23 protein-coding genes, 1 tRNA gene and 2 pseudogenes are annotated in these 23984 nt (G+C 65.4%); 5 read left to right on the top strand and 21 right to left on the bottom strand.

The genetic code is table 11. The features are described from left to right. The first annotated feature begins 16 nt into the window (after positions 1 to 16). Positions 17 to 92, top strand: a tRNA-Thr gene (locus LRS08_RS05420). A gap of 170 nt (positions 93 to 262) precedes the next feature. On the opposite strand, the gene paoC is transcribed toward LRS08_RS05420, so the two are convergent. The 4 genes and pseudogenes from paoC to LRS08_RS05400 form a co-directional block, all read right to left on the bottom strand. After that, the gene (gene paoC / locus LRS08_RS05415) at positions 263 to 2461 is read right to left on the bottom strand and encodes an aldehyde oxidoreductase molybdenum-binding subunit PaoC (RefSeq protein WP_257844603.1); all 2199 of its coding nucleotides are present in this window, start codon (positions 2459 to 2461) and stop codon (positions 263 to 265) included. 3 nt (positions 2462 to 2464) lie between these two features. Next, positions 2465 to 3415: a xanthine dehydrogenase family protein subunit M gene (locus LRS08_RS05410; protein ID WP_257844604.1), complete on the bottom strand. Its 951-nt coding sequence runs from the start codon at positions 3413 to 3415 to the stop codon at positions 2465 to 2467. Further along, positions 3412 to 4041 (bottom strand): aldehyde dehydrogenase iron-sulfur subunit PaoA, encoded by a 630-nt coding sequence (gene paoA / locus LRS08_RS05405; protein ID WP_257844605.1) that lies wholly within the window; start codon positions 4039 to 4041, stop codon positions 3412 to 3414. Before paoA ends, LRS08_RS05410 begins: the two co-directional genes overlap by 4 nt. 190 nt (positions 4042 to 4231) lie before the next feature. Beyond that, a pseudogene (locus LRS08_RS05400) lies at positions 4232 to 5145 on the bottom strand (formylglycine-generating enzyme family protein). Positions 5146 to 5257: 112 nt separating this feature from the next. On the opposite strand from LRS08_RS05400, the gene LRS08_RS05395 reads away from it, so the two are divergent. Next, entirely contained in the window at positions 5258 to 5401 is a 144-nt protein-coding gene (locus LRS08_RS05395; RefSeq protein ID WP_257844606.1) for a hypothetical protein, read from the top strand. 285 nt (positions 5402 to 5686) lie between these two features. Here the strand turns inward: LRS08_RS05395 and LRS08_RS05390 are convergent, their stop codons facing one another. The 5 genes from LRS08_RS05390 to LRS08_RS05370 are packed head-to-tail and all read right to left on the bottom strand — an operon-like array spanning position 5687 to position 9076. Then, positions 5687 to 6169 (bottom strand): DUF892 family protein, encoded by a 483-nt coding sequence (locus tag LRS08_RS05390; protein WP_257844607.1) that lies wholly within the window; start codon positions 6167 to 6169, stop codon positions 5687 to 5689. A 30-nt stretch (positions 6170 to 6199) separates the two neighbouring features. Then, positions 6200 to 6475, bottom strand: coding sequence for a hypothetical protein (locus tag LRS08_RS05385; protein WP_260481415.1), 276 nt, complete (start codon positions 6473 to 6475; stop codon positions 6200 to 6202). An 8-nt stretch (positions 6476 to 6483) separates the two neighbouring features. Further along, positions 6484 to 7269, bottom strand: coding sequence for an SDR family oxidoreductase (locus LRS08_RS05380; protein ID WP_257844609.1), 786 nt, complete (start codon positions 7267 to 7269; stop codon positions 6484 to 6486). A 5-nt stretch (positions 7270 to 7274) separates the two neighbouring features. Further along, positions 7275 to 8471 carry a zinc-dependent alcohol dehydrogenase gene (locus tag LRS08_RS05375; protein ID WP_257844610.1) on the bottom strand — a complete coding sequence of 399 codons (1197 nt, stop codon included), beginning with the start codon at positions 8469 to 8471 and terminating at the stop codon, positions 7275 to 7277. Then, complete coding sequence (locus LRS08_RS05370) at positions 8471 to 9076, bottom strand: SRPBCC family protein (RefSeq protein WP_257844611.1); 606 nt, start codon at positions 9074 to 9076, stop codon at positions 8471 to 8473. The genes LRS08_RS05375 and LRS08_RS05370 overlap by 1 nt, the downstream gene beginning before the upstream one ends. A 171-nt stretch (positions 9077 to 9247) precedes the next feature. On the opposite strand from LRS08_RS05370, the gene LRS08_RS05365 reads away from it, so the two are divergent. Beyond that, the gene (locus tag LRS08_RS05365; protein ID WP_260481654.1) at positions 9248 to 9544 is read left to right on the top strand and encodes a plasmid stabilization protein; all 297 of its coding nucleotides are present in this window, start codon (positions 9248 to 9250) and stop codon (positions 9542 to 9544) included. A gap of 197 nt (positions 9545 to 9741) precedes the next feature. On the opposite strand, the gene LRS08_RS05360 is transcribed toward LRS08_RS05365, so the two are convergent. From LRS08_RS05360 to LRS08_RS05335, 6 genes are all read right to left on the bottom strand, one after another. Next, complete coding sequence (locus LRS08_RS05360) at positions 9742 to 9921, bottom strand: DUF202 domain-containing protein (protein ID WP_257844612.1); 180 nt, start codon at positions 9919 to 9921, stop codon at positions 9742 to 9744. After that, the gene (locus LRS08_RS05355; RefSeq protein WP_257844613.1) at positions 9918 to 10433 is read right to left on the bottom strand and encodes a DUF421 domain-containing protein; all 516 of its coding nucleotides are present in this window, start codon (positions 10431 to 10433) and stop codon (positions 9918 to 9920) included. The genes LRS08_RS05360 and LRS08_RS05355 overlap by 4 nt, the downstream gene beginning before the upstream one ends. Before the next feature lie 57 nt (positions 10434 to 10490). Then, entirely contained in the window at positions 10491 to 10775 is a 285-nt protein-coding gene (locus LRS08_RS05350; RefSeq protein WP_260481414.1) for a hypothetical protein, read from the bottom strand. Positions 10776 to 10777: 2 nt separating this feature from the next. Then, positions 10778 to 13309, bottom strand: coding sequence for a cbb3-type cytochrome c oxidase subunit I (locus LRS08_RS05345; RefSeq protein ID WP_257844615.1), 2532 nt, complete (start codon positions 13307 to 13309; stop codon positions 10778 to 10780). Further along, entirely contained in the window at positions 13306 to 14148 is an 843-nt protein-coding gene (gene coxB / locus LRS08_RS05340) for a cytochrome c oxidase subunit II (protein WP_260481413.1), read from the bottom strand. The genes LRS08_RS05345 and coxB overlap by 4 nt, the downstream gene beginning before the upstream one ends. Positions 14149 to 14237: 89 nt before the next feature. Beyond that, positions 14238 to 14618 (bottom strand): c-type cytochrome, encoded by a 381-nt coding sequence (locus LRS08_RS05335; RefSeq protein ID WP_257844617.1) that lies wholly within the window; start codon positions 14616 to 14618, stop codon positions 14238 to 14240. Between the two features lie 79 nt (positions 14619 to 14697). Here LRS08_RS05335 and LRS08_RS20225 point away from each other — a divergent pair. Further along, a pseudogene (locus LRS08_RS20225) lies at positions 14698 to 15273 on the top strand (c-type cytochrome); the annotation flags it as partial. 1 nt (position 15274) lies between these two features. Here LRS08_RS20225 and LRS08_RS05330 read toward each other — a convergent pair. Genes LRS08_RS05330 through LRS08_RS20220 form a run of 3 tightly spaced genes read right to left on the bottom strand, consistent with a single transcriptional unit; the run spans position 15275 to position 16310 of the window. Continuing rightward, positions 15275 to 15952 carry a cytochrome b gene (locus LRS08_RS05330; protein WP_257844619.1) on the bottom strand — a complete coding sequence of 226 codons (678 nt, stop codon included), beginning with the start codon at positions 15950 to 15952 and terminating at the stop codon, positions 15275 to 15277. Continuing rightward, on the bottom strand, positions 15949 to 16038 hold the full coding sequence (locus tag LRS08_RS05325; RefSeq protein ID WP_409456293.1) for a hypothetical protein: 90 nt from the start codon (positions 16036 to 16038) through the stop codon (positions 15949 to 15951). Before LRS08_RS05325 ends, LRS08_RS05330 begins: the two co-directional genes overlap by 4 nt. Before the next feature lie 32 nt (positions 16039 to 16070). Continuing rightward, the gene (locus LRS08_RS20220; protein WP_409456277.1) at positions 16071 to 16310 is read right to left on the bottom strand and encodes a cytochrome c oxidase assembly protein; all 240 of its coding nucleotides are present in this window, start codon (positions 16308 to 16310) and stop codon (positions 16071 to 16073) included. Positions 16311 to 16771: 461 nt separating this feature from the next. On the opposite strand from LRS08_RS20220, the gene LRS08_RS05315 reads away from it, so the two are divergent. Then, positions 16772 to 19165, top strand: coding sequence for a membrane-bound PQQ-dependent dehydrogenase, glucose/quinate/shikimate family (locus tag LRS08_RS05315; RefSeq protein WP_260481412.1), 2394 nt, complete (start codon positions 16772 to 16774; stop codon positions 19163 to 19165). A gap of 223 nt (positions 19166 to 19388) precedes the next feature. Here LRS08_RS05315 and nagE read toward each other — a convergent pair whose 3' ends face one another. From nagE to LRS08_RS05300, 3 genes are read right to left on the bottom strand one after another with little or no spacing between them, the layout of a single operon-like run. Beyond that, positions 19389 to 21068, bottom strand: coding sequence for an N-acetylglucosamine-specific PTS transporter subunit IIBC (gene nagE, locus LRS08_RS05310; RefSeq protein WP_257844622.1), 1680 nt, complete (start codon positions 21066 to 21068; stop codon positions 19389 to 19391). Beyond that, complete coding sequence (ptsP, locus tag LRS08_RS05305) at positions 21065 to 23611, bottom strand: phosphoenolpyruvate--protein phosphotransferase (protein WP_312026659.1); 2547 nt, start codon at positions 23609 to 23611, stop codon at positions 21065 to 21067. Before ptsP ends, nagE begins: the two co-directional genes overlap by 4 nt. Beyond that, positions 23571 to 23981: an amidohydrolase family protein gene (locus LRS08_RS05300; RefSeq protein WP_260481411.1), complete on the bottom strand. Its 411-nt coding sequence runs from the start codon at positions 23979 to 23981 to the stop codon at positions 23571 to 23573. Before LRS08_RS05300 ends, ptsP begins: the two co-directional genes overlap by 41 nt. Between the last annotated feature and the right edge of the window lie 3 nt (positions 23982 to 23984).

Here is a 23984-nt window from a genome sequence, read left to right as displayed (position 1 = left end):
AACACGCGCGGGGCGAGCCGCTTTAGCTCAGTTGGTAGAGCATCGCATTCGTAATGCGGGGGTCACAGGTTCGAGTCCTGTAAGCGGCACCAGCACATATTGAGAACATTGTAGAAAACCGCAGAAATCTGCGGTAAAATGACCACTGTCGGTCCGCTAAGGTCTCACTATGTTCCATCGGGGCCGCCCAAAAGGGGCCACGAATCGGTGGGCCACGAGAAATGACAGGAGGCGTGGCCCTCATTCGTCTGAGGCGTGCCAGTCACGCGATAGCGGGAAGCCTGTCGAGATACTTGTCCAGCGTCAGCGGATAGTGGCGGACACGGATGCCGGTTGCGTTGTAGACAGCGTTGGCGACCGCCGCGCCTGGGCCGCAAATCCCGAGTTCGCCGACGCCCTTCGCTTTCAGGGGCGAGATCACCGGATCGAGCGTGTCGAGAAACACGCAATCCTGATGCGGAATATCGGCGTGGACCGGGACTTCATATCCCGCCAGGTCGTGGTTCACGAACAGGCCGAAACGCTTGTCCACCGCCAGCTCCTCCATCAGCGCGGCGCCCGCCGACATCACCATCGCGCCGATCACCTGGCTGCGCGCCGAGAGCGGGTTGAGGATGCGACCTGCATCGCACACTGCCAGCATCCGACGAATGCGCGTCTCACCGGTATAGGCATCGACAGCGACCTCCGCGAAATGCGCGGCATAGGTCCCGATGTCATACTCGCGCTTGAAGGCACCGTAGCTCATCTCTCCTTCGGCGGACATCGCGCCTGCATCGGTCAGCGCGAGAGTGCGGTTGCCCAGCCTGATCCGGCCATCCTCGAACTGCGCCGCGTCACCGTCGAAGCCGAGCTTCTCACCGATCGCACGGCGCAGCGCGAGGCAGGCGGCATAGACGCCCGCCGTCGAACTTGCCGCGCCCCATTGCCCACCCGATCCGGCAGCGACCGGAAAATCGGAATCGCCCAGGTCCACGGAGACGCGGTCCAGTGGCACGCCCATTGTCTCCGCTGCAGTCTGGGCGATGATCGTGTAGCTGCCGGTGCCGATATCGGTCATGTCGGTCTGGACGGTGATGCGTCCGTCTGCGGCCAGTTTGATCCGCGCCGCAGACTTCATCGTCGGAGCGCCGCGATACCCGGCGGCGACGCCCATGCCGATCAGCCACCGCCCTTCGCGCACCGCACCCGGCTTCGCATTGCGCTTGCTCCAGCCGAAGCGCTCCGCCCCTTCGCGCAGGCATCGGGTAAGATGGCGATCGGAAAAGGCGCGTTGCGGGTTGCCCGGGACCGACTTGGGCTCATTGCGGATACGAAGTTCGACCGGATCCATACCCAGCTGTTCGGCCAGCTCGTCCATCGCAACTTCCAGTGCCATGTGCCCGGGTGCTTCGCCGGGCGCGCGCATCGCATTGCCCTCGGGCAGGTCGAGCGTCGCGATATAGTTCGCCGTGATGCGGTTCTCGCCGGCGTAGAGCTTCGGCGTCTGCAGCGTGCCGTTCTCGCCATCCTCGCCATTCAGATTGCCCGACCAGTTTTCGTGCGAGATCGCGGTGATCCGCCCATCCTTTTCGGCGCCGATCCGCAGCCGCTGGATCGTCGCGTGACGGTGGGTCGCATTGTTGGCCATCAGGGGGCGCTGCATCGCGATCTTGACCGGTCTGCCGGCCGCCTTTGCGCCGAGTGCGGCGAGCACGGCGTCGGCACGGACGAACAGCTTTCCGCCGAAGCCGCCGCCGATATAGGGCGAATCGACCCGGATGTTCTCTGCGGGGATGCCCAAGATCTGGCTCATTGACCGTTTGGCCCAAGCGATCATCTGGTTCGAGGTCCAGATCGTCAGCCGGTCGCCCTCCCATGCCGCGATGGTCGCGAACGGCTCCATCATCGCATGGCTTTCGTCGGCGGTGTGATAGCGTGCGTCGATCTTGACCGGCGCGGCGGCGAACGCTGCGTCGAAATCGCCCAGTGTCCTGCGGTCCGGCCTGTCTCCGCTGCCCTTGGCGAGGGGCGCGTCGGGTGCCGCCTTCTCAAGGTCGAACGCCCCTTCGGCCCGGTCATAGCGGGTCTGGATCAGTGCCGCCGCAGCGCGGGCCTGTTCGAACGTTTCGGCCACCACGCAAGCGATCGCCTGATGATAGTGAGAAATCTCGCTGCCGCCGAACAGGGGCGCGTTGTTGAATTGCGGCTTGCCGACCGGCTTGGTTTCGGGCGCGGCGACCACGGCCAACACACCCGGAGCCGATTTCGCCGCGGCGGTGTCCATTGCCACGATCCGCCCCTTGGCGATGGCCGATCCGACGATGAAGCCATAAGCCTGGTTCGCGACCACGTCGTGCCGCTCGGCGGCATAGCGCGCGGTGCCGGTGGTCTTGAGCGGACCGTCGATGCGCGGCGTCGCCTTGCCGACGATCCTGGCCTTGTCGAATAGATTGGTCCCGGCGGGGGCGTTGAACTCCATCGGTCAGCTCCTCGCGTCGGCGATCACGCCCGCGAGCGCCCGCTCGGCAAGCGTGATCTTGAATTTGTTCTCTTCGGTCGGGCGCGCCCCGGCAAAGGCACGCGCGACGACTGCCCCGGCGCCCTGGGGCAACAGTGCCTCGGCCGCTTCGACCCGCCACGGCTTGGGCGCGACGCCGCCGAACGCGACGCGACCGGTCCCGTCCTTTTGCAGCACCGCCGCGACCGACACGAGTGCGAACGCATAGGAGCTGCGGTCGCGCACCTTGTGATAGACATGCCTGCCGCCAATCGGCTCGGGCAGGGTCACCGCGGTGATCAGCTCGCCCGGCTCCAGCGCCGTTTCGATATGGGGTGTGTCGCCCCAGAGCCGGTGGAACTCGGCGATCGGAATGGTGCGCGTCGCCCCATCGGGGTTCACCGTCTCGACCATTGCGTCAAGCAACCGCAGCGCGACGGCCATGTCGCCGGGATAGGTTGCGATGCACGCGTCGGACGTGCCGATCACGCCGAGCTGGCGCGAAAACCCGCCGATGGCGCCACAGCCGCTGCCCGGCTTTCGCTTGTTGCAAGGCAAGTTGGGGTCATAGAAATAGGGACAGCGCGTGCGCTGGAGCAAATTGCCGCCGGTTGTCGCCTTGTTCCGCAACTGGCCCGACGCTCCCGCAACGATCGCGCGGGTCAGCACCGCATAGTCGCGGCGCACCCGTCGGTCTGCTGCCAGCGCGGTGTTGCGCACCATCGCGCCGATCCGAAGTCCGCCCTCCCCGGTCTGCTCGATCGTGTCGAGGCCCAGCCGGTTGATGTCGATCAGATGCGTCGGTGCCTCGATCTCCAGCTTCATCAGGTCGAGCAGATTGGTGCCACCGGCGATGAACCGTGCGCCCTGCACCCGCGCCGCCATCGCGGCCGCCTCGGCCGGCGAGCTTGCGCGCGAATAGGTGAAGGCCTTCATGCCTTGGCTCCCGCGACATCGGCCATCGCATCGACGATATTCGAATACGCGCCGCAGCGGCACAGATTGCCGCTCATCCGCTCGCGCATCTCGATATTCGTGGCGCGCGGCCTGGCGGCGACGTCCGTCTGGGCATGGCTTGGAATGCCGCGCTTGATCTCGTCGAGCACCGCCACTGCTGAACAAATCTGGCCCGGCGTGCAATAGCCGCACTGATAGCCGTCATGTTTGACGAACGCCGCCTGCATCGGGTGGAGCTTGTCGGGGGTGCCAAGCCCCTCGATCGTCGTGACCTTGTCGCCATCGTGCATCACCGCGAGCGTCAGGCAACTGTTGATCCGCTCGCCATTGACGATGACCGTGCAGGCGCCGCACTGACCGTGGTCGCATCCCTTCTTGGTGCCGGTCAGCTTGAGATGCTCGCGCAATGCGTCGAGCAAGGTAGTGCGGACATCTAGGTCGAGTTCGCGCAGCTTGCCATTTACGGTTAGGGTAACAGGCATGGTGCTCTCCGCCGCCGGTATGCGGGACGCCGCAGATGCGCGGACCTGGCTGGCGGCCACTCCAGCGGCTCCGGCGGCTAGAACACCACGCCGGGAAAGGTTCAACAAGTCCCGATGATCCATAGCTGGCTACCCTTTGTCCCGCGCCGATGCCCCCCGCGTCCCGTACCGATGCCCCAGCGCAACGTATCGGACCCCAAAAAGTTACCCGATCGCGGCAATCTCTCATACGCGATTCAGCTGCGAAGTCTGCCGCTGCTGCTCAGCAGCCATTCCTCCGCTAAAGGGACAGACTTCTCATTCGATTGCGGCCTCAATGGCCGCGGACGACACAGCGGAAGCCGATATGGCTGGTCGCGCTGTCGATCCCCTGTGGGTGGCGGGCGGCGGGGCGGTAGCGCTGGCAATAGTTCGGTGCGCAAAGATGCGATCCGCCTTTCAGCACCTTGCGTCCGATCTTCACCTGCGGCGTCGCGGGATCGAGGCTGTCGCGTAGTCTGGCGCCGCGCGGGTTGGCGGCGACGCAACAGCTTCCCTTGGCCTTGGCCGGTGCGCCTGTGCCATACCAGTCGCGCGTCCATTCCCACACGTTGCCGATCATGTCCGACAGGCCATAGTCATTTGCTGGGAAGCTGCCGACCGGAGTCGTGCGGAAACTGCCGTCGCTTTTTGTGGAGGCGAAGGGGAACAGCCCCTGCCAGTAGTTGGCGAGTACCGCACCGTCCGGCGCAAGTTCGTCGCCCCAGGAAAATTCCCGGCCTTCATGCCCGCCGCGCGCGGCGAACTCCCACTCCGCTTCGGTCGGCAGCGCCTTGCCGGCCCATTTGGCATAGGTTTCGGCGTCCTCGAACGCGATATGCACGACCGGGTGGTCTTCCATGCCGGCGATCGAGCTGCCCGGCCCAGTCGGATGCCGCCAGTCGGCGCCGGGGACGAAGTCCCACCAATTGCCGTGATCGTCGAGCGGGACGGGGGCGGGGGCTTGATGAATACGAGCGAACCCGGCACCGCAAATGCGGGATCAAGGCCGGGGTAGAGCTTGGGGTCGGGCGGCAGTTCGGCGAAGGTGCGATAGCCCGTCGCCGCGACGAAGGCGGCGAATTGCGCGTTGGTCACCGGCGTCTCGTCGATCCAGAACGGATCGACCTTGACCCGCTTCAACGGCCGCTCTTCCTCGTAAAACTGCTCAGAGCCCATGGTGAAGGTGCCGCCCGGAATATGGCGCATCGCTTCGGGGGGCGGTGGCGGGCAGGGCGGCGGATTGCTTCATCATCGCCCTCGAATATGGGGTCTGGCCATCGCGGTTGAAGCCCCGGCGCGATCAGACGTCAGGCCGGAAATGAAAGCGACGATCGACATCGCCAATGCCGTCCTGACCCTGCTTGCCGAACGTGAACCGGGAACACGCTACGCCCAAGCGAGGTCGCACGGAAGATTGCGGCAGATGGGTCTGCAAAGAACAGGGTGGATTGGCGAAGTGTGATGCCGTCTTCATGCGACCAATCTCCTCGTGCTTCTGCCGAAGTTGGGATTGATCGGCTGATCCTGTCGCAGCGGAAATGTGCGTACTCGTTACGGCTGCCGATGCCCATATGCGGACTATCGGGTCCGGGAGCCAAGGGACACGGTGGTCTCAGTATCTCCTCCGCACGGTCGTGCCGCGCTCGAGATCATGCGGCACTCTATGGGCGCACAGGTCGCGCCTTCCACCGATCAGGATGTTTCGCGCGGGTTCGAGCCAGACCAGGAAAGCTGAGGAACATCCGCCTCACATCTCCCCGGTCAGCGCTACGAGCAATTGCTCGAGCCGCGCATCGGCCTCGATCTCGTCGTCTCGGCAGGCGTTCAGGGTAGCGCGAGCCTGAGCGGCGCCAAGGCGCCGCGCCAGGTGGATTGCGGTTTCGTAGCTGACACGCTCGCTTTGCTTGCCCTTTCGAAATGCACCGCACAGGGCGATATCGCGCAGCCCGCCAGCCCTGATCGTCGTCGCATCGCGGGCGGCGTCGTCCAGAATGGCGCGCAGCCAGATATTGGGCGATCCTTTCAGCGCTGCGCCGCGCTCGCGCAACACCTCCGTGAGGCGCTGCGCATGAGTTTCTGCCCGCGCATACTCGCCAGCGAGAAACGTCGCTATCCCTTCGCCTGCATGCTCGCTCAATGCGTCCGATCGTTCGATCCACCCCCGCTTCGCGTCCAGCAGATCCTGGATCGCCACGACGAACAGTTCCGCAGTGGTGGATGTCTGAGTCATGGTTCAGAAGTCCAGCCAACAGATCATGCCTCAACCGTCCGCACGATCCTTCGGATAATCCTCGGGCTTCACTGTTCCGACGACCGGCCGGTCCTCGACCGCCTCGGGGCGCTGGCCGCCGGGCGTATCCTGCCCACGATCGAGCGTATCGCTCGGACTGCGCGCATCGCCCTCGCGCTGATGCTCGGTCGAGAGGTTGGGCCGCGGCTGCGTTTCGGTGTGGCTATTCGGGGCGATGCCCTTCTCTCCCGGCTCGGTCGAGAGGTTGGGGCGGGGTTGGGTTTGGGTATGTTCGTCGGCCATCATATCTTTCCTCAATCCTTGACCGAGCCCGGCTCGGCCATTCCGCGATGCATTTCTGCCAGAACCGACTGGGGCACGACCCCGGAGGCAGCGACCCGCAACTTGTTGCTGACCCCCGATACGAAATGGCCCGTGCCCGCCAGCATCGCCGACCATCCGTCTTGCGCGACTTTGGCCGGGTCTGCCTTGTCGTCATCCTGACCGACTTCGGTGTCGAGCATGCCGGCGCGGGCGAAGAAGGCGGTATCGGTCGCTCCGGGCATCAGGGTGGTGAGCGTAACCCCATCGACATCCTTGAGCTCGTTCCTCAGCGCCTCGGTGAAATAGTTGATGAACGATTTGGTCGCGTTGTAGATCGCGTTGAATGCACCGGGGATGTAGCCCGCAATCGAGCCGGTCACCAGAACCCGTCCCTCACCGCGCGCGACCATGTCCCGAAGTACTTTCTGAAGCAGGTAGACCGTGCCGGTGACATTCGTATCGATCGAATGACGCCATTTCGCGACATCCTGTTCAAGGAACGCGCCGCCCGTTCCCACACCCGCATTGGCGATCAGGATATCGATCCGTCGGCCGGCTGCCGCAGCGAGCAATCGATCGACACCTTCGATGCCCGAAAGATCGGTCTCTACGGACTCGACCTTGACGTCGTATTTGCCGAATTCCTCCGCGACCCCCCGGATCTGGGGCTCGTCGGCGACGACGATCAGGTCATATCCCGCTTGCGCGGCGAGCCGCGCGAGTTCGAGGCCGATCCCGGTCGAAGCGCCGGTGACGAGTGCAAGTCGATTGGACATGGCTCTTACTCCGCTGCCATCTGGGCTTCCATGCCGGGCTTCAGCACAACCTTGGTCACCTCGTTCTGATTGTCGTGGAACATCTTGTACCCCTCCGGTGCCTGTTCGAGCGGGAGGGTGTGGCTGATCAGGAAGGTCGTATCGATCTTCCCTTCGAGGATCGCCTGCAGCAGGCCGGGCATATAGTGCTGGACATGGGTCTGGCCCGTCTTGAGCGTCAGCCCCTTTTCCATCAGCGCGCCGAGCGGGAACTTGTCGACAAAGCCGCCATAGACCGCCGGCATGGAGACACGCCCGCCCTTGCGACACGCGAGTATCGCCTGGCGGATCGCATGCGCGCGGTCGGTCCCGAGGAAGGTCGACACCTTGATCTGGTCGATCACATTGTCGACGAAGAAGCCGTGCGCCTCGAGACCGACCGCGTCGATGCACGCGTCCGGCCCGATGCCGCCGGTCATTTCCATCAGCGCTTCATAGGTCTTGCTGTCCTCGAAGTTGATCGTCTCGGCGCCGAAGCGCTTGGCGAGCTCGAGACGGCGCGGGAAATGGTCGATTGCAATGACCCGCTCCGCTCCCATCAGGAACGCCGACTGGACCGCGAACAGTCCGACCGGGCCGCAGCCCCAGACCGCGACAGTATCGCCGGGCTCGATCTGCGCATTTTCCGCCGCCATCCAGCCGGTTGGGAGGATGTCCGAGAGGAACAGGACCTTCTCGTCCTCGACCCCCTCGGGAATCACGATCGGGCCGACGTCGCTGAACGGGATACGGACATATTCCGCCTGTCCACCCGAATAGCCGCCGGTCATGTGGCTATAGCCGAACAGGCCGGCCATCGGTTGGCCGTACAGTTCCTGCGCAATATCCTGGTTGTCGGCGGGCAGGCCGTTGTCGCACGCCGAATATTGATGCTTGGAACAATGATAGCAGGCGCCGCACGAGATGGTGAACGGCACCACCACGCGCTGGCCTTTCTGAAGCGTCGATTTCGGGCCGACCTCGACCACCTCGCCCATGAACTCATGGCCCAGGATGTCGCCCTTCATCATTGTCGGGATGTATCCGTCGTAGAGATGCAGGTCGGAGCCGCAGATCGCGGTCGCGGTCACCTTGATGATCGCATCGCGCGGGTTGAGGATTTCGGGGTCGTCGACGGTATCGACGCGGACGTCATGCTTGCCGTGCCATGCCAGTGCGCGCATCAGTTTTTTCCTTCTTCCATCTGGGCACGACTGCGGGCGCCGGTGGCAATCTCCCCCGTCTCCATCAGTTGCTTGAAGCGGCGCAGGTCGCGGCGTGCCTGGATCGCCGGTTCGCGCTGGAACATCTTCGCGATCACCTTGCCGATGATGCCCGCAGGCGGGTCATAAAGGATGGTCGCGGTCACGATGGTGCCGCGGTCGCCCTGCGCGTCGCGAAAGTCGATACGGCCGCTATTGGGCACGTCTGCGCCGTCTTCGGACGCCCATGCGATCACCTCGCCGTCGACTTCCTGGGTGATCATCGACGTCCACTCGACGGTCTTGCCGCCGGGAGCCTTGACCACCCAGCGCGAACGCTTGTCATCGAGCATTTCGACTTTCTCGACATTCTCCATGAACCTCGAAAGCTTGGTTAGGTCGCGCCAATAGGCGTAAAGTTCGGCACGCGGACGCCTGATGGTGACAGTGCGGGCGATCAGAGTGTCTGCCCCGTTGCCGGGCGCATCAATGAGAGTGTCGGTCGCGGCATCTACTGCTGCGGTGGGGTGTTTCGAGGACGCGAGCGGAGCGTCGTCCGCGCGCGCGGGATCGATCGTATCTGCCATGGCTGATCCTTGCTGAAAGGGTGCTGCGTCAACGAGGCAGGCGACTGGAGTGTTCCCCAGGACGCATGGAAAATGCTTATTCTAACATATGTTATGGGTCCGCGGCGGTCCGGAACCAAGCCTGTGGAAGAAGCGCTTTCAACGGCATCGATGATCGACGGGAGACGTGTGATGCCGCAGGGCGACAAGGATAAATATACCGACAAGCAGAAGCGCAAAGCCGAGCACATCGAGGAAGGCTATGAGGATCGCGGCGTCAGTCACAAGGAGGCCGAACGCCGCGCCTGGGCCACGGTGAACAAGGAGTCGGGCGGAGGCAACAAGTCCGGCTCCGGGCGCGGGAAGAAGGACAGCCACGAAAGCGCGCGCAAGGGCGGTCACAGGAGTGGATCAAGTCAGAGTTCGGCCAAGCGCTCGGCGGCGGCCAGGAAAGGCTGGGAGACGCGCCGCAAGCGGGGCAACGGATAAATCGCTTAGACCAGAAGCCATATCGCTGCGGCGAGCGCCGCAGTAGCGACCGAGAGCATCCACGCCAGCATCCGAATGCGTATGGGTGACAGGCTCGAGACCTTGTGTGCCTCCAGCTGACTGATGATCCGGCATGCTCGTCGTTCGGCAGACAGAAACACGAAGATCGCAATCAGCAGGAACGCTGTTGCGATCGCCTAGGCGATCCAGAGTGGTTCGAGCGTTCGAAAGAGCGCGTTGAACCCAAGGCCGAGAGCGACCGCGCCCATGCCCGTGCGCACCCAGCCGGCAAAGCTGCGTTCATGCGCGAGGACGGTCCGATCCTCGGCAAGATCGGTCCGGTCTTCGGCCAGGTCGCTGCGTTCCTGCGCGCTCATGCACTAGTCCCTCTGATCGAGTGGAGAGCGGATCGATCACCGGCGTCGGCCGCAGCGACCACACTGAAGCTGCCATCGGTCTCGAGCACGACTGCTGCGACCTTGCTCAGGTCGCCGAAGCCCGCGCCGCGTATCGCAGAATGGATTTCAGACTCAGTCACGCGTTCCACGCGAAGCGCTCGCTGGTCGATTACGCCATCCGTGAGCAAAATCCGCGCCTGAGATTTCACAAGCCGTTCGACCCACCGATAACGGATGGCCAGAAACGCGATGACAAACTGAAGCAGGATGAGAACTGCGAATGCGAGCACGCCTTCCGCCAGCGCGACATCCTTGGTGAGCAGGATGGTCGCGAGGGTCGAACCCAGCGCAATGGTGACCACCAGATCGAACGCATTCATCTTGGCGAGCGTGCGTTTGCCGCTCATCCGAAGAATGGTGATCAGCGCGAGATAGGCGGACGCGCCGAGCAGTATGACCCGGGCCAGTCCGGTGAAGCTGTCGAAAAGCATCGTTTTCTCCCTCATGCCGTCCGGTCCAAAGGTGAACGCGGCGCGGCGCGAGCTGTTTCAGATCAGCAGCGCGACAAGCCCCTGCCACAGGATCGCTATTCCGCCGACGGCGATGCCCCACAGCGCAACGACCCGTATCCAGTCGCTTTCCGCATCCGGGGCGCGGTTCAGCCATGCACGTCGACCGATCAAGGAAAGCACAAGCAAGCAAACAAGCGTCAGCGCGATCGTCAGCCCGCGCGCGAGATCGGTGGTGAGAAAGATGCTCCCCACCGCATACAAAGCGAAGAAATGGACCGCCCAGACCAGCAGTCCGCCGAGCAGCAGGAGCCAGCTTCGCACGCCTAACCTCCGAACGCGCGGGTGAGGATCGTGGTCAGCGCGCCCTGGCCCGCGGCATAGGTGACGAACAGGACGCACAGATCGAGGCTGTTATTGCGCGGTCGAACGATCATGCCCCGGCTGTTCCGCGCGGAGATATAGCCGGCCATCAGCAATCCGATGAACGCGAGCAAGGCGGTGAGCGTCAGCAGCATGTATACGATCGCGCCCTGCCCGCTTGCATCCGGGCGCAGGCCCGAGGCTTTCCAGAAAGCGATATCCGCGCCCACCGCCGCGGACAGCGCGATCGACCCGCACAGGAACAGCACCCCCGGCGTCCAGAGCTGTGTCCGCTCCCGCGCCAACATCACCCGCGACCAGAGCACCAGCCCGGCTGCCAGCGCATAGAGCGGCAGCGCGACCGCCGCACCGCTCCATCCGGCGGGAGCGACCCAGAAAGCGGGCTGGACGCCATAGAGATAGAGGAAGCTGAACACCGCCATTGCGAAGATCATGCCGATGACGATCAGCAGGATGACCATCGCCCACCAGCCATGGGTGCGCGGTCCGGTGACATAGGTGGGCAGCATGATGCCCGCGCCGACATCGACCTCCGCTTCCTTGACGACCCGGTCGGTGTCCCAGAGCCAGCGCAGCGTGCAGAGCACCGCGAGAACGCCCGATACGAAGCCGGGCGTATAGGCCTGAACCGTCAGCAGCAGGAAGAAGCCGGCGGTGAAGATCGCGGCGAGCAATGGCCAGGGCGAAGGGCCTGGCATGATCTGGAGATATTCAGGCTCGGCGCGCAGCGGGCTGGTAATGATCGTCTCGCGCAGGCCCGTCGGCGCATTTGGGAGCAGGTAGCGTCCCTGCTCGACATCCTCACAGATCTTCGGATCGTCCCACAGCGGCTCGCGACTGCGCACCACGGGAATGCTGCGCGCCGAATAGAGGCCGGTCGGCAGCCATTCGAGCGTGCCCCCACCATAGACATTTCCCGCGTCATCATCGACGGTGAAACGGAAGTTCCGCGCGAGATCGACCAGGAAGACCAGCACGCCGGCCGCAAGCACAAATGCCCCGAGTGTCGAGATCATGTTGGTGACCTCCCACTCGCGCCCGGGAAGATAGGTATAGACCCGGCGCGGCATGCCCATCAGGCCAGTCAGATGCATCGGCAGAAAGGTCACCTGCATGCCGATGAACATCAGCCAGAAGGCCCATCGGCCCAGCCGCTCGCTCAATGCCCGGCTACTGGTCATTGGCGTCCAGTAGTAGAAGGCGGCGAACAGCGGAAACACCATGCCGCCGATCAGTACATAGTGGAGGTGCGCGACGATGAAGTAGCTGTCATGCGCCTGCCAGTCGAACGGGACCATCGCGACCATCACGCCGGTCAGCCCGCCGATCACGAAGGTGACGAGGCCCCCGATCACGAACAGGGTCGGCACGTTGTAACGCGGCTTGCCGACCGCAAAGGTCGCGATCCAGGAGAAAATCTGGATGCCGGCGGGTACGCTCACCGCCATGCTCGCCGCCGAGAAATAGCCGACCGAGATGTTGGGCATGCCGGTGGTGAACATGTGGTGTGCCCACACCCCGAAGCTGATGAAGCCGGTGGCTAGAAAGGCGAGGACGATCAGCGAATGGCCGACCAGCCGCGTGCGCGCCAGCGCCACCACCATCATCGAAACCAGGCCCGAGGCGGGCAGGAAGATGATGTACACCTCGGGATGGCCAAAGAACCAGAAGAGGTGCTGCCAGAGCAGCGCGTCGCCCCCGCGCGTCGGATCGAAGAAGGGCCAGTTGAACGCGCGCTCGATCTCGAGCAGCAGCGTGCCGAGGATGACGGCAGGAAAGGCGATGATGATCATCACCGCCATCACCAGCATCGCCCAGGCATAGACCGGCATCTTGGCGAGGCTCATACCCGGCGCGCGGGTCCGCAGCACGCCGACGATGATCTCGATCGCGCCCGCAATCGCGCTGATCTCGATGAAGCCGATGCCCAGCAGCCAGAAGTCGGCGTTGATGCCGGGCGAGTAGGTAAGGCTCGTATAGGGCGGATACATGAACCAGCCGCCGTCCGGAGCAAGGCCCACGAACAGCGAGGCGAAGAAGCACAGCCCCCCGACGAAATAGGCCCAGAAAGCATAGGCCGACAAGCGCGGAAACGGCAGGTCCCGCGCCGCCAGCATCTGGGGCAGCAGCATCACGCCGATCGCCTCGACCATCGGCACGGCGAACAGGAACATCATCACCGTGCCGTGCATGGTGAAGAACTGGTTGTAGGTTTCCTGCGGCAGGATGCCCTGCAGCGGCAGCGCAAGCTGCACGCGCATCACCAGAGCAAGGATACCGGCGAGCAGGAAGAACAGGAATGCCGTCGCGACGTAGAAGAAGCCGACATAGTTGTTGTTGACGGCGGTCAGCAGACCCCAGCCCCTGGGCGCGGCCCAGATCCGCTTGAGCTCCTCGACCTCGCCCTCGGGACGCGGCTCGCTGGTCGGGAAACGGTCGAGCAGTGCCGGGTCGAACCCGGTCTCCGACCTCATTTCTGCGCCTCAAGATAGACGGCAAGCGTCTCAAGTTCCTGCGCCGACAGCATCTTGTAGGGCGGCATGCGGTTGCCCGGCTTGATCGCCTGGCTGTCGCCGATCCATCCCATCATCGTCCCGCGATTATTCGGCAGGATGCCGGCACCGAGCGAGCGGCGCGATCCAACATGCGTCAGGTCCGGCCCTGCGGTTCCGTTGGCATCGGTCCCCGCAATACGGTGGCAGGCTGCACAGCCGGTCGAGCGGAACAGCGCTTCGCCCTCCATCGCGATTGCGGAGCGCGGTGTTCGGCGCGAAGCCAGCCATGCGTCGAACTCCGCCGGCGCGTGTGCAACGACCACAAACCCCATCAGCGCGTGGGGACCACCGCAATATTCGGCGCATTGCCCGGCATAAACGCCCGGCTTGTCCGCCTGGATCGGCAATGTGTTTCGGCGTCCCGGAACCATGTCGAGCTTGCCCGAGAGGCGCGGTACCCAGAAACTGTGAATAACGTCGTTGGATTCAAGCTCGACCAGCACGGGACGGCCGGCGGGAATGTGCAACTCATTGGCGTCGAGCATGAAGGGCTGTCCCTTCGCGTCGAGATAGGCGACGCGCCACCACCACATCTCGCCCGTGATCCGCACGCGCATCGCATCCGCCGGGAGCGGCGCGGTCAGATTTCGGGTCAGGGACAGGCCGTAGATCAGCAGCGCCGACAGCACCACCACCGGAAAAACGATGCCGCCCGCCCAGACCATCGTCTGACCGCCGAGCCGCGCCTTGAGCGATGCCCCGCCGAACAGCGCGATCCACAAAGCGGCGAGGACCACACCGAGGACAGCGACGGCCATTGCGATCAGAACCCAGCTCAAAGTCGCAATCGAACCGGCATAGGGGCCGGCGGGGGTCGAACACGGGGATGATTGAGGCGAAATTCATTTCACCGATCCCCGGTGGCGTAGAGATAGGCCGCGACGTCGCGTGCTTCGTCGCGCGTCAGCGGCATGGCGGGCATGGTTGTGCCGGGGAGCGTTGCAGGTGCATCGCGGACATAGGCGGCAAGCGTGTCGGGGCGATTGGGAAGCCGACCGGCGATCAGTCCCTGACCCGCAAATCCTTCAAGCGAGGGCCCGGTTCGACCCCTGGGCCAAGCAAGGCCGGGAACAGTGTGGCAGGCGCCGCACCCTGCACGCTGGATCGTCACGAGGCCCCGGGTGGGATCGGCCTGCGGCATATGCTGCTCTGCGTCGGGAGGCGGCTTGCAGGCGACCAGAACCAGCATTGGAAGCATCACGGGCAGCAGGATTTGGGCGTCCGGCAATGATCCCCCTTTGCGATACGCTTGCGACGGGCGTTTCACCTCCGGAACCGTCGCCACACCCTGTCGGTTCCGTGAGGCGATGGAATTGCGCATGCTTTACCTGTTGGCGGGAGCCGCCCTTGCGGGATGCGGCGGCATCGAGCGCGGGTCGGCGGACCGGTTCACCACCAGCGGCGAATTGCTGGCGGTAAGCGGTGGCGATGCGGGCGCACCCAATGCCTGCCTTACCTGTCACGGCGTGGACGGGCGGGGCAACGGCGCTGGCACGCCAAGGCTCGCAGGATTGGATCGCGGCTATATGGTGGCGCAGCTCGAAGCCTATTCGAGCGGTCGGCGGCGTCATCCCGAGATGGAGTGGATCGCGCGCAAGCTCACTCCGGCCCAGCAGGATGCGGTTTCCGCATATTATGCCGAGATGGCGTACGACGCGGCGCCCCGAGCGGCACGCGGCACTGCGGCGGCAAAAACCCTCTATCATCGCGGCGATCCGGCGCGCGGCTTGGCCGCGTGCGCATCCTGTCATGGCACGCGGGGCGAAGGCGTGGGTGCGGCCAATCCGCCGCTTGGCGGACAGCCTTCTGCCTATCTGAGCCATCAACTCGAACAATGGCGGCAAAGCGCGCGCCGCAACGATCCTGAGGGCGCGATGCAGCGGATCAGCCGGGCGCTGTCTCCGGAGGAATCCGCGGCCGTTGCGGCTTATGCTTCGTCTCTTCCCGGGGATCCTGCGCATCGGGGATCTCCGGCAACATCCCGCGCAGCACATCGTGCCGATCCCAGAAGTGGTGCTTCAGCGCTGCCCCGACATGCAGCGGAATGACCACCAGCAAGGTGACGACGAGCACCAGATGCACGTCCTCCGCCAGATCCATGATCCGCCAGCGGGTGGTGAGCGGTAGCTGATCGAACGGCAATTGCGGCCAGGGGATCACGCCCGCCAAATAGAGCGGACCGGGTTCGGCGATCGACGACCACATCACCCAGCCGCTGAGCGGCAGTCCGAAAAAGGCGATGTAGAAGACATAATGGATCGCATAGGCGACCTGCGTCTGCCAGCCCTGCCTGTCGGCATCGTTGATCGGCCCCGGGATCATCAGGCGCCAACCGAACCGCGCCAGTGCAAGCAGAAGTACGGGCAACCCCGCAGCGCTATGCACCTGATAGGCGAGGAGCTTGTCTCCGCCCGCAGGCAGCCAGCTGCAATAATAGCCCCAGCCGAGCTGGAAGAGGACGAGGAACGCCATCACCCAGTGAAAGGCGATCCCGACGGGCGAGTAGCGACTGCGCTCGGTATGCCCGCGCGCCCATCTGCGCAGGGCCGATGCAACGCTCATGCAGCGGCCTGTTCCCGCGCGAACCAGCGCCCGAGCAAGGCGAGCGCAGCGGCGAGGTACAGGCCGGCACCCGGTGCCCACATGATGAGACCGGCAAGTTGCTGATCTTCGAGCGGGGTCAGCCCCCCACTCGAACGGGGCGAGATAATGCGGCGCGTAAAAGGGGGGCCGTGGAGAAAGTCAGGAGCGCGCCGAGCAGCCCCATCTGCACCATGGTCGCAAGCAGTGCCGCGATCCCGCCGGTCACCGGGGCCGCGCGCGCCGCGCGCCACAGCGCGAGCGCGGTCAGCAACAGGCTGAACTGCATCGCCCAGTAGATGGCATGATTGGACAGCGCGGCCTCATAGGCAGCGGGCACATGCCAGAGCCAGAAAGTGGCAGCATGGACGCCCGTCCACGCCCCCAGCCACCGGGAACGCGCCGGAGGGGCAAAGCCAAGGTCAGCAGCGGCGCGGCGAGGGCCGTCAGAGCGATATGATGCACCGCGCGGGCGGAGAACAGCGCGGAGGTCAGCGCGCAGAAAGGCGACACGAACAGGACGAAGAGCACGGCCGTCGCAGCAAGCAGCACGCGGCGTTGGGATGGGTTCGCGCTTCCCCAGCGCCACCACAGCAGCGACAGACCGGCAAGGCATAGGATCAGCAGCGGATCGAAATTCCACCGCCCCGCCAGCTCGATCGGGGCGGGCGCGATCCCGCAATAGGGTATCCAGGTGGCTGGTGGGTTCATGCTGCTCGACAATTGCCCCCGTTGAATTCGCCGGACCCATCCGGAACTGATCGCAGCGGGGTCTGTTCCCTTTGCAACAGGAGGGACAGCATGCTGGATCACGCCGCCGCCCGTCCCCGCGTCCGTTCGCTCTATGCGGCTGTCGTGGGTGCCATCCTAGCCATCGTCGGTTCCGTGCTCGCGATCGGGGGTGCCTGGCTCGCCCTCCTCGGCGGTTCACCCTATTATCTGATTGCGGGCATCGGGCTCCTCGCATCGGGGATATTGCTGGTCCGCGGACATGTCCTGGGCGTCTGGACCTACGTCGCGACATGGGCGCTGTCGATCCTGTGGGGCTTGTTCGAGGCCGGTCTGGATGGCTGGGGTCTCATCCCCTTCGCGGTCGGTCCAACGATCCTGCTCGTACCCGTCCTGCTGACCTTGCCCGTGCTGGGTGGCTATCGATGGCGCATCTCGATCGGCGCGTCCGGCCTCGCACTGCTCAGCCTTGTAATTGCTGGCCTCGCGATCTCCCGCGTCAATCGCAGCGATCCGGGCAGCTTTCCCGGCGTCATCGCCTCGAGCGTCGCCGACCCATCGCCGATGCGCGTCGGCACCGACTGGCCCGCCTATGGCGGCACCTATGCTGCGCAACGCTACTCCCCGCTGGGACAAATCACGCCGGAGAATGTCGGCAAGCTCGCACGTGCCTGGGTTTACCACACCGGTGACATGCCGGAGGGCGATCCGAAGGACAGCAAATATGGCGCGGAGACCACGCCACTCAAGGTCGGCGACACGCTCTATCTCTGCTCGGCCACCAACATCCTGATCGCTCTCGACCCCGCCACGGGCAAGCAGCGCTGGCGCTATGATCCGCAGGTTTCGGACGACTGGATCCCTTACACAGCAGCCTGTCGTGGCGTTGCTTACTATGCCGCGCCCAACGCTTCCGCTGACGCTGAATGCGCCGCGCGGGTGATCGAGGGCACGCTCGACGGTCGCCTGATCGCGGTCGATGCGCGTACCGGAAAGCCCTGCTCCGGCTTCGGCACCAATGGCGCGGTCGATATCAAGCGCGGCATGGGCGCGGTCGAGCCGGGCATGGTTTCGATCACCTCGCCGCCGACCATCGTACGCGGTGTGATCGTGACGGGGCATCAGGTGCTCGACGGTCAGAAGCGCAGCGCGCCTTCGGGCGTGATCCAGGGCTTTGACGCGATCACCGGCGAATTGCGCTGGGCATGGGACATGGTGCATCCCGACCGGACCGGCCTGCCGCCCGATGGTCAGGAATATGCGCGCGGCACTCCGAACATGTGGACGATTGCGAGCGGCGATGAGGCGCTGGGCCTCGGCTATCTGCCGATGGGCAACAGCGCGGTCGATTACTGGTCGGGTAGCCGCAGCCCGCAGGAAAATGCATTCTCGACTTCGCTCGTCGCGCTCGATGTCACGACCGGCAAGCCGCGCTGGCGGTTTCAGACGGTGCGCCGCGATGTGTGGGACTATGATCTCGGCGCGCAGGCAACGCTCGTCGATTTTCCAAGTGCCAGCGGCGTCGTCCCGGCACTGATCCTGCCGAGCAAGCAGGGAGACATGTACGTTCTCGACCGGCGGACAGGTCGCCCACTGTTTCCGGTACAGGAGCGCGCGGTGCCCCGGACCGGGGTAGAGCCGCAGCTTCGCAGTCCGACCCAACCCTTTTCGAGCTATCACACGCTCGCCTTCCCCGCGCTCGAGGAACGCGACATGTGGGGTATGTCGCCGATCGACCAGATGGTCTGTCGTATTCAGTTCAAGCGAGCGGCCTATGATGGCCCCTATACCCCGCCCACGGCTGACCGGCGTTTCGTTCAATATCCGGGCTATAATGGTGGCACCGACTGGGGCGGTATTGCAGTCGATCCCGTCCGGGGCGTGATCGTCGCCAACTATAACGACATGCCCAACTATAACCGGCTGGTCCCACGGGCTGAGGCTGAACGGCAAGGCTTCCCCGCGCCGCGCGGCGAAGAGACGGCGCGCGGCGGCGACATGGGCGACAGCGGACACGGGTCGCAAGACCCTCAGGCCGGGACCCCTTATGCCATCGCGGTCAATCCCGGCTGGCGCCTGCCCCTCACCGGTCTGCTCTGCAAGCGACCGCCCTATGGCGGCATCCGCGCGATCGACATGCGCACCGGCAGGACGATCTGGGACCGCCCATTCGGGACAGCGCGGCGCAACGGCCCCTGGGGCATCCCCTCGATGCTGCCGGTCAATATCGGCACCCCGAACAATGGCGGTGCCGTCGTCACTGCGGGCGGGCTCATCTTCATCGCCGCCGCGACCGACAATCTGGTCCGCGCGATCGATATCCGGACCGGCGAGACGCTGTGGCAGGATACACTTCCTGCTGGAGGGCAGGCGACGCCATCAGTCTATGAGGTCAACGGCAAGCAGTATCTGGTCATCATGGCTGGGGGCATCACTTCATGGAGACGCCCATCGGCGACGCCATGATCGCATACGCCCTGCCCGATTGATTGCGGGGGGCGAAGCCGACCATATTCCGAATCTCGCGATGTCGCCCCGCAGCTAGTGGCAGAATCAGCCCGGCAGCACTTGGGCCGACACTTGTCCACTTTTGGGTGGCCGCAGCATGGAAGAAGCGGTCTTTCGTCCAGCAAAGGTGGCCCACTATTGGCTCGGAATGTCAGGACCCCTGGATCGAACCCTCCACCACTCACTTGAGCAGTAGGTGAAAAACCCTCGCTTCGGGCTGGATCGCGCCGCGAGTCGCGCTGGCCAGGGCGGAGGTGTCGACGCATTCCGACGCCGCGACCTCAATCCGCAGTCGATCTTGCAGTGACTGACAGCCGATGATGTTCGACGCACCCCCCAGCGCTTCCACCAGCGCCGCGCTGAGCGCTGATTTCGGCGTCGCGGGTTGTGCCGGGCTTTGTCCATCTGGCGAGGCGAGATGCCGCGTGCCCAACGCCCCACGAATTTCCTCCGCGATCAGGTCGGCAAGCGGCCCGAGCACGACCTGCGTGGCATTGGCCGAGGGGCGGATGATCCCGCGTGCGCCCAGAGCGGTCAGCGCGGCATCGTCGATCGCATTCTGGTCGGCGACGATCAGCCGCAGCCGCGTGGTACAGGCATCGATGCTGGTGAGATTGTCCGCGCCACCCAGCGCCGCGACAAACTGCGCGCCGCGTTCGCCTTCGACCGCTGCGCTCGCGGCCGAGGCTGTTTCGCGCTCGCGCCCCGGGGTCGCCAGGTCGAGCTTGCGGATGAAGAAGCGGAACAGACCGTAATAGAGCAATGCATAGACGGCCCCGACCGGCAGCAGCAGCCACGGCTGGGTCGACAGCTTGAAGTTCAGCACATAGTCGAACAGCCCGGCGGAGAAGCCGAACCCCAGCTTGACGCCGAGCATGTGCATCAGCGCCATCGACAGGCCGGTGAGCACGGCATGGATCGCGTAGAGCAACGGCGCGAGGAACATGAAGCTGAACTCGATCGGCTCGGTCACGCCGGTCAGGAAGCTGGTGAAGGCGAGGCTGAACAACATGCCACCGACCGCCTTGCGACGCTCGGGCCGTGCTTCGTGGTACATAGCGAGGCAGGCGGCGGGCAGGCCGAACATCATCACCGGGAAGAAGCCGGACATGAACGCGCCCGCGCTGTCGTCCCCGGCGAAGAAGCGGCGCAGATCGCCGGTGACGCTGCCGAAATCGCCGATCACGAACCAGGCGATATTGTTGATGATGTGATGCAGCCCCGTGACGATCAGCAGCCGGTTGAGCACGCCATAGGCGAACAGCCCGAATTCGCCCGACCCCACCACGCCGCGGCTGACCCCGTCCATCCCGCTGCTGATCTGCGGATGCAGCCCGCCGACCAACGCGGCGAGGCCGAGACCGGCAATGCCCGCCGCGATCGGGACGAAACGGCGGCCGCCGAAAAAGGCGAGATATTCGGGCAATGCGATGGTCGCGAACCGGTTGTAGAATTTGCCGCCAATCAGGCCCGACAGGATGCCGATCGGCACCTCCAGCCGGTCGATCTGGCCCGTCACCCAGGTCTTGTTCGCCAGCGCCGCTGCGGCTTCGGGCAGGCCCGCGCCAACGTCCGCCGGCGCGACAAGGAAGGTCTGCGCGCCGGTCATCGTGGTGAGGTAGCAGGTGATCCCCGCCAGCGCCGCCGCGCCATTGCCGTCGCGCGCGAAGCCCGTCGCCACGCCGATCGCGAACAGGATGCCGAGATTTTCGAAGATTGCGGCACCCGCCGCCGAGATGAAGGCGATGTCGAGCAGATCGGGCTGGCCGATGCGCAGCAACAGGCCCGCGATCGGCAGCACCGCAATCGGCAGCATCAGCGCGCGGCCGAGCGGCTGGAGCGCTTCGAGGATTTTCTTCATCGAATGGTCTCCGCAAAGGCGCGGACGAGCGCGCGGACTTCTCCGGCCGAGCTGCAGTCGAGCGCGGCGTGGGCATGCGCCTGCGCCTGCTTCAGCGTAAGTGCGCGGACGATCGCCTTGGCCTCGGCGACGAAGCCGGGCACCACCGACAATTCGGTCGCGCCCAGCCCGATCAGGATCGGCACCGCGAGCGGATCGGAGGCAAGGCCTCCGCACACCCCGACCCAGCGTCCGGCACCGTTGCCGCGACGACAGGTCTCGGCGATCATGCGCAGCACGGCGGGGTGCAGCGGATCGACCTGCGCCGCCACCGCCGGATTGCCGCGATCCATCGCCAGCACATATTGGCTGAGGTCGTTGGTCCCGATCGACAGGAAATCCGCTTGTACCGCGAGCAGGTCGGCAGTGATCGCCGCCGCCGGGGTTTCGACCATTACCCCGATCTCGACGCGTTCTGCGATGCCCAGTTCGCCGCGCAGCCGGTCGACGATCGTGCGCACCGCGACGATCTCGCCAACGCTCGCCACCATCGGCAGCATGATGCGGCACTGGCCGACCGGCTGGACGCGCAGGATCGCGCGCAACTGGGTGTCGAGCAGATCGGGATGCGCGAGGCCGACCCGGATCCCGCGCTGGCCCAGAGCCGGATTTTCCTCCACTGCGAAGGGGAGGTAGGCGGCGGGCTTGTCGCCGCCGATATCGAGCAGGCGGACGATCACCGGCAGACCGGGCAGTGCGTCGGCAATCCCCTGATACGCGGCGTGCTGCTCATCCTCCGACGGCGCGGAATCGCGACCGAGGAACAGGAATTCGCTGCGCACCAGCCCTGAACCCTCGGCCCCCTGCGCGGCTGCGGCGCGTGCGTCCTCGACGCTGCCGAGATTGGCGAACAGCTCGATCCGCATGCCATCGGCGGTGTGGCAACGATCGGTGGCAGACGCGCGCGCGGCGTCGCGTCGGGCGTTGCGCGTCGCGATCCGTGCGGCAAAGGCGACGCTCTCTGTGTCGCATGGCGCAACCGTCGCGCAGCCGGTCTCGGCATCGAGCAGCAGTGTCACGCCGGGCGTCGCCGCATCCAGCGCGTCGCCCATCGCGACCAGCGCGGGAAGCCCCATGCCGGCGCACAGGATCGCGACATGTGAGGTCGGCCCGCCGCGCGCGAGGCACAGGCCCGCGGGGCGGGATTCGGCAAGCGTCACCAGTTGGGAAGGGAGCAGATCGTCCGCGACCAGGATCGCCCCGGGCGGCGCATCCTCCGCATCGGCCCGCGCCCCGGTCAGTACACCGAGCACCTGCCGCTCGATATCGATCAGGTCGTCGATCCGCTCGGCCAGATGGGCGTTCCCGGTCGCGCGCAATGCGTCGATCTGGTCGTGCACCGCGCCACGCCAGGCGAAGCCCGCGCTGGCGCCCTCGGCGATCCGCGCATCAGCTGCGGAGGCGAGGCCAGGGTCGTCGAGCAGGGCGAGATGCGCGGTCATCACCGCCGCCACCTGTGTGCTACCCGACGCGGCGCGCGCTGCGATGTGCCCGGCAACGCTCGCCCGTGCCTTGCCAAGCGCTTCGCGCTCGACCTCGACCCCCTTACCCTCGCGTTGGACGGCGATGGCGGCACGGTCGATCCGCACGACCGGCCCCATCGCAAGGCCAGGCGACGCAATCACCCCGCCAATCTGCCCGGGCTCAAGCAGTGTCGCGGCCATCGGGGCGGGCGCAGCGCCGGAAGCGCCCTCTCCCATATCGGTTTCGAGGAGCGCGACCGTCGCCGCGAGTGCGCGCTCCGCGTCGTTGCCGCGTGCCTCGATCGTCACGTTGTCACCCAGCCTTGTGCCAAGCGCGAGCAACGCTACCGGGCTGCGCGCGTTGCCGCGCTTGTCGCCGAGCACCAGGTGGACGTCTCCCTCGAAGGCGCGCGCGCACTCGGCGAGCCGGGCAGCGGGACGGGCGTGGATGCCGTGGGGCAGGCGCAATGTCACCGTTTGCGCGACTACCGTCCCGTCGTCCGACCAGCGGCGCTGCACCGGTGCGACCGGCACGAGCGCCATGAGTTCCTCGCACGCACCGACCGCGCGATCGACGATGCGGCGGGTGATCGTGAACCCATCGGAATTGGTGACTACGATCGGGGTGATCAGGCTCGCGGCGGCGAGCGCGACGGCGTCGAGGTCGAACCGGATCAGCGGATCGCCGCGCAGCACGCGCGTGCCGGGAGTCACCAGCGGGGTGAAGCCGCGCCCCTTCAGCGCGACGGTCTCCAGCCCGATATGGATCAGCAGTTCGACGCCCTCGTCGCTGCGCAGCGACACGGCGTGCGCGGATTCGTGCAGCGTCACGATCTCGCCGTCGCAGGGCGCGCAGACAATGTCGTCGAGCGGGTGGATCGCGACCCCGTCGCCCATCATCCGTTCCGCGAATACGGGATCGGGAACCGAATCGAGCGGGGCGGCCCAACCCCGGAGCGGCGAGGTGATGATCAGCGCCATCGTGCCGCTGGTCCTTTCGCTATTGGGAAATGCGCTGGCGCGCAGGAGTATCAGCGCCAACCGGAACGCCGCCGATCCAGGTGCCGGTCGGCCGGAGGTCGCGGTCGAGGCAAACCCAGTCGGCACGCAGCCCGGCGGCGAGCGCGCCCCGATCCCCGGCGATCGACAGGAATCGGGCAGCAGTCGTGCTCGCCATCTTCGCGGCATCGGGGACGGACAGACCGGTCACCTCCACCGTGTTGCGCAGCGCCGACGCCATGTCGAGATGGGTGCCCGCCAGCGTGCCGTCGCTGAACACGCACACGCCGTCGCGCACGGTGATGCGCTTGCCTTGCAGCACGAATTCGGTCGCGGCGGTGCCGACGGTCGGCATCGCATCCGTGACCAGCATCAGCCGATCGACGCCCTTGGCCTTGACCGCAATCCGCACCGC

The organism is Sphingomonas sp. J315, from assembly GCF_024666595.1.
Classification (GTDB): Bacteria; Pseudomonadota; Alphaproteobacteria; order Sphingomonadales; family Sphingomonadaceae; genus Sphingomonas.
This window is presented reverse-complemented; position numbering and strand designations above follow the sequence as displayed.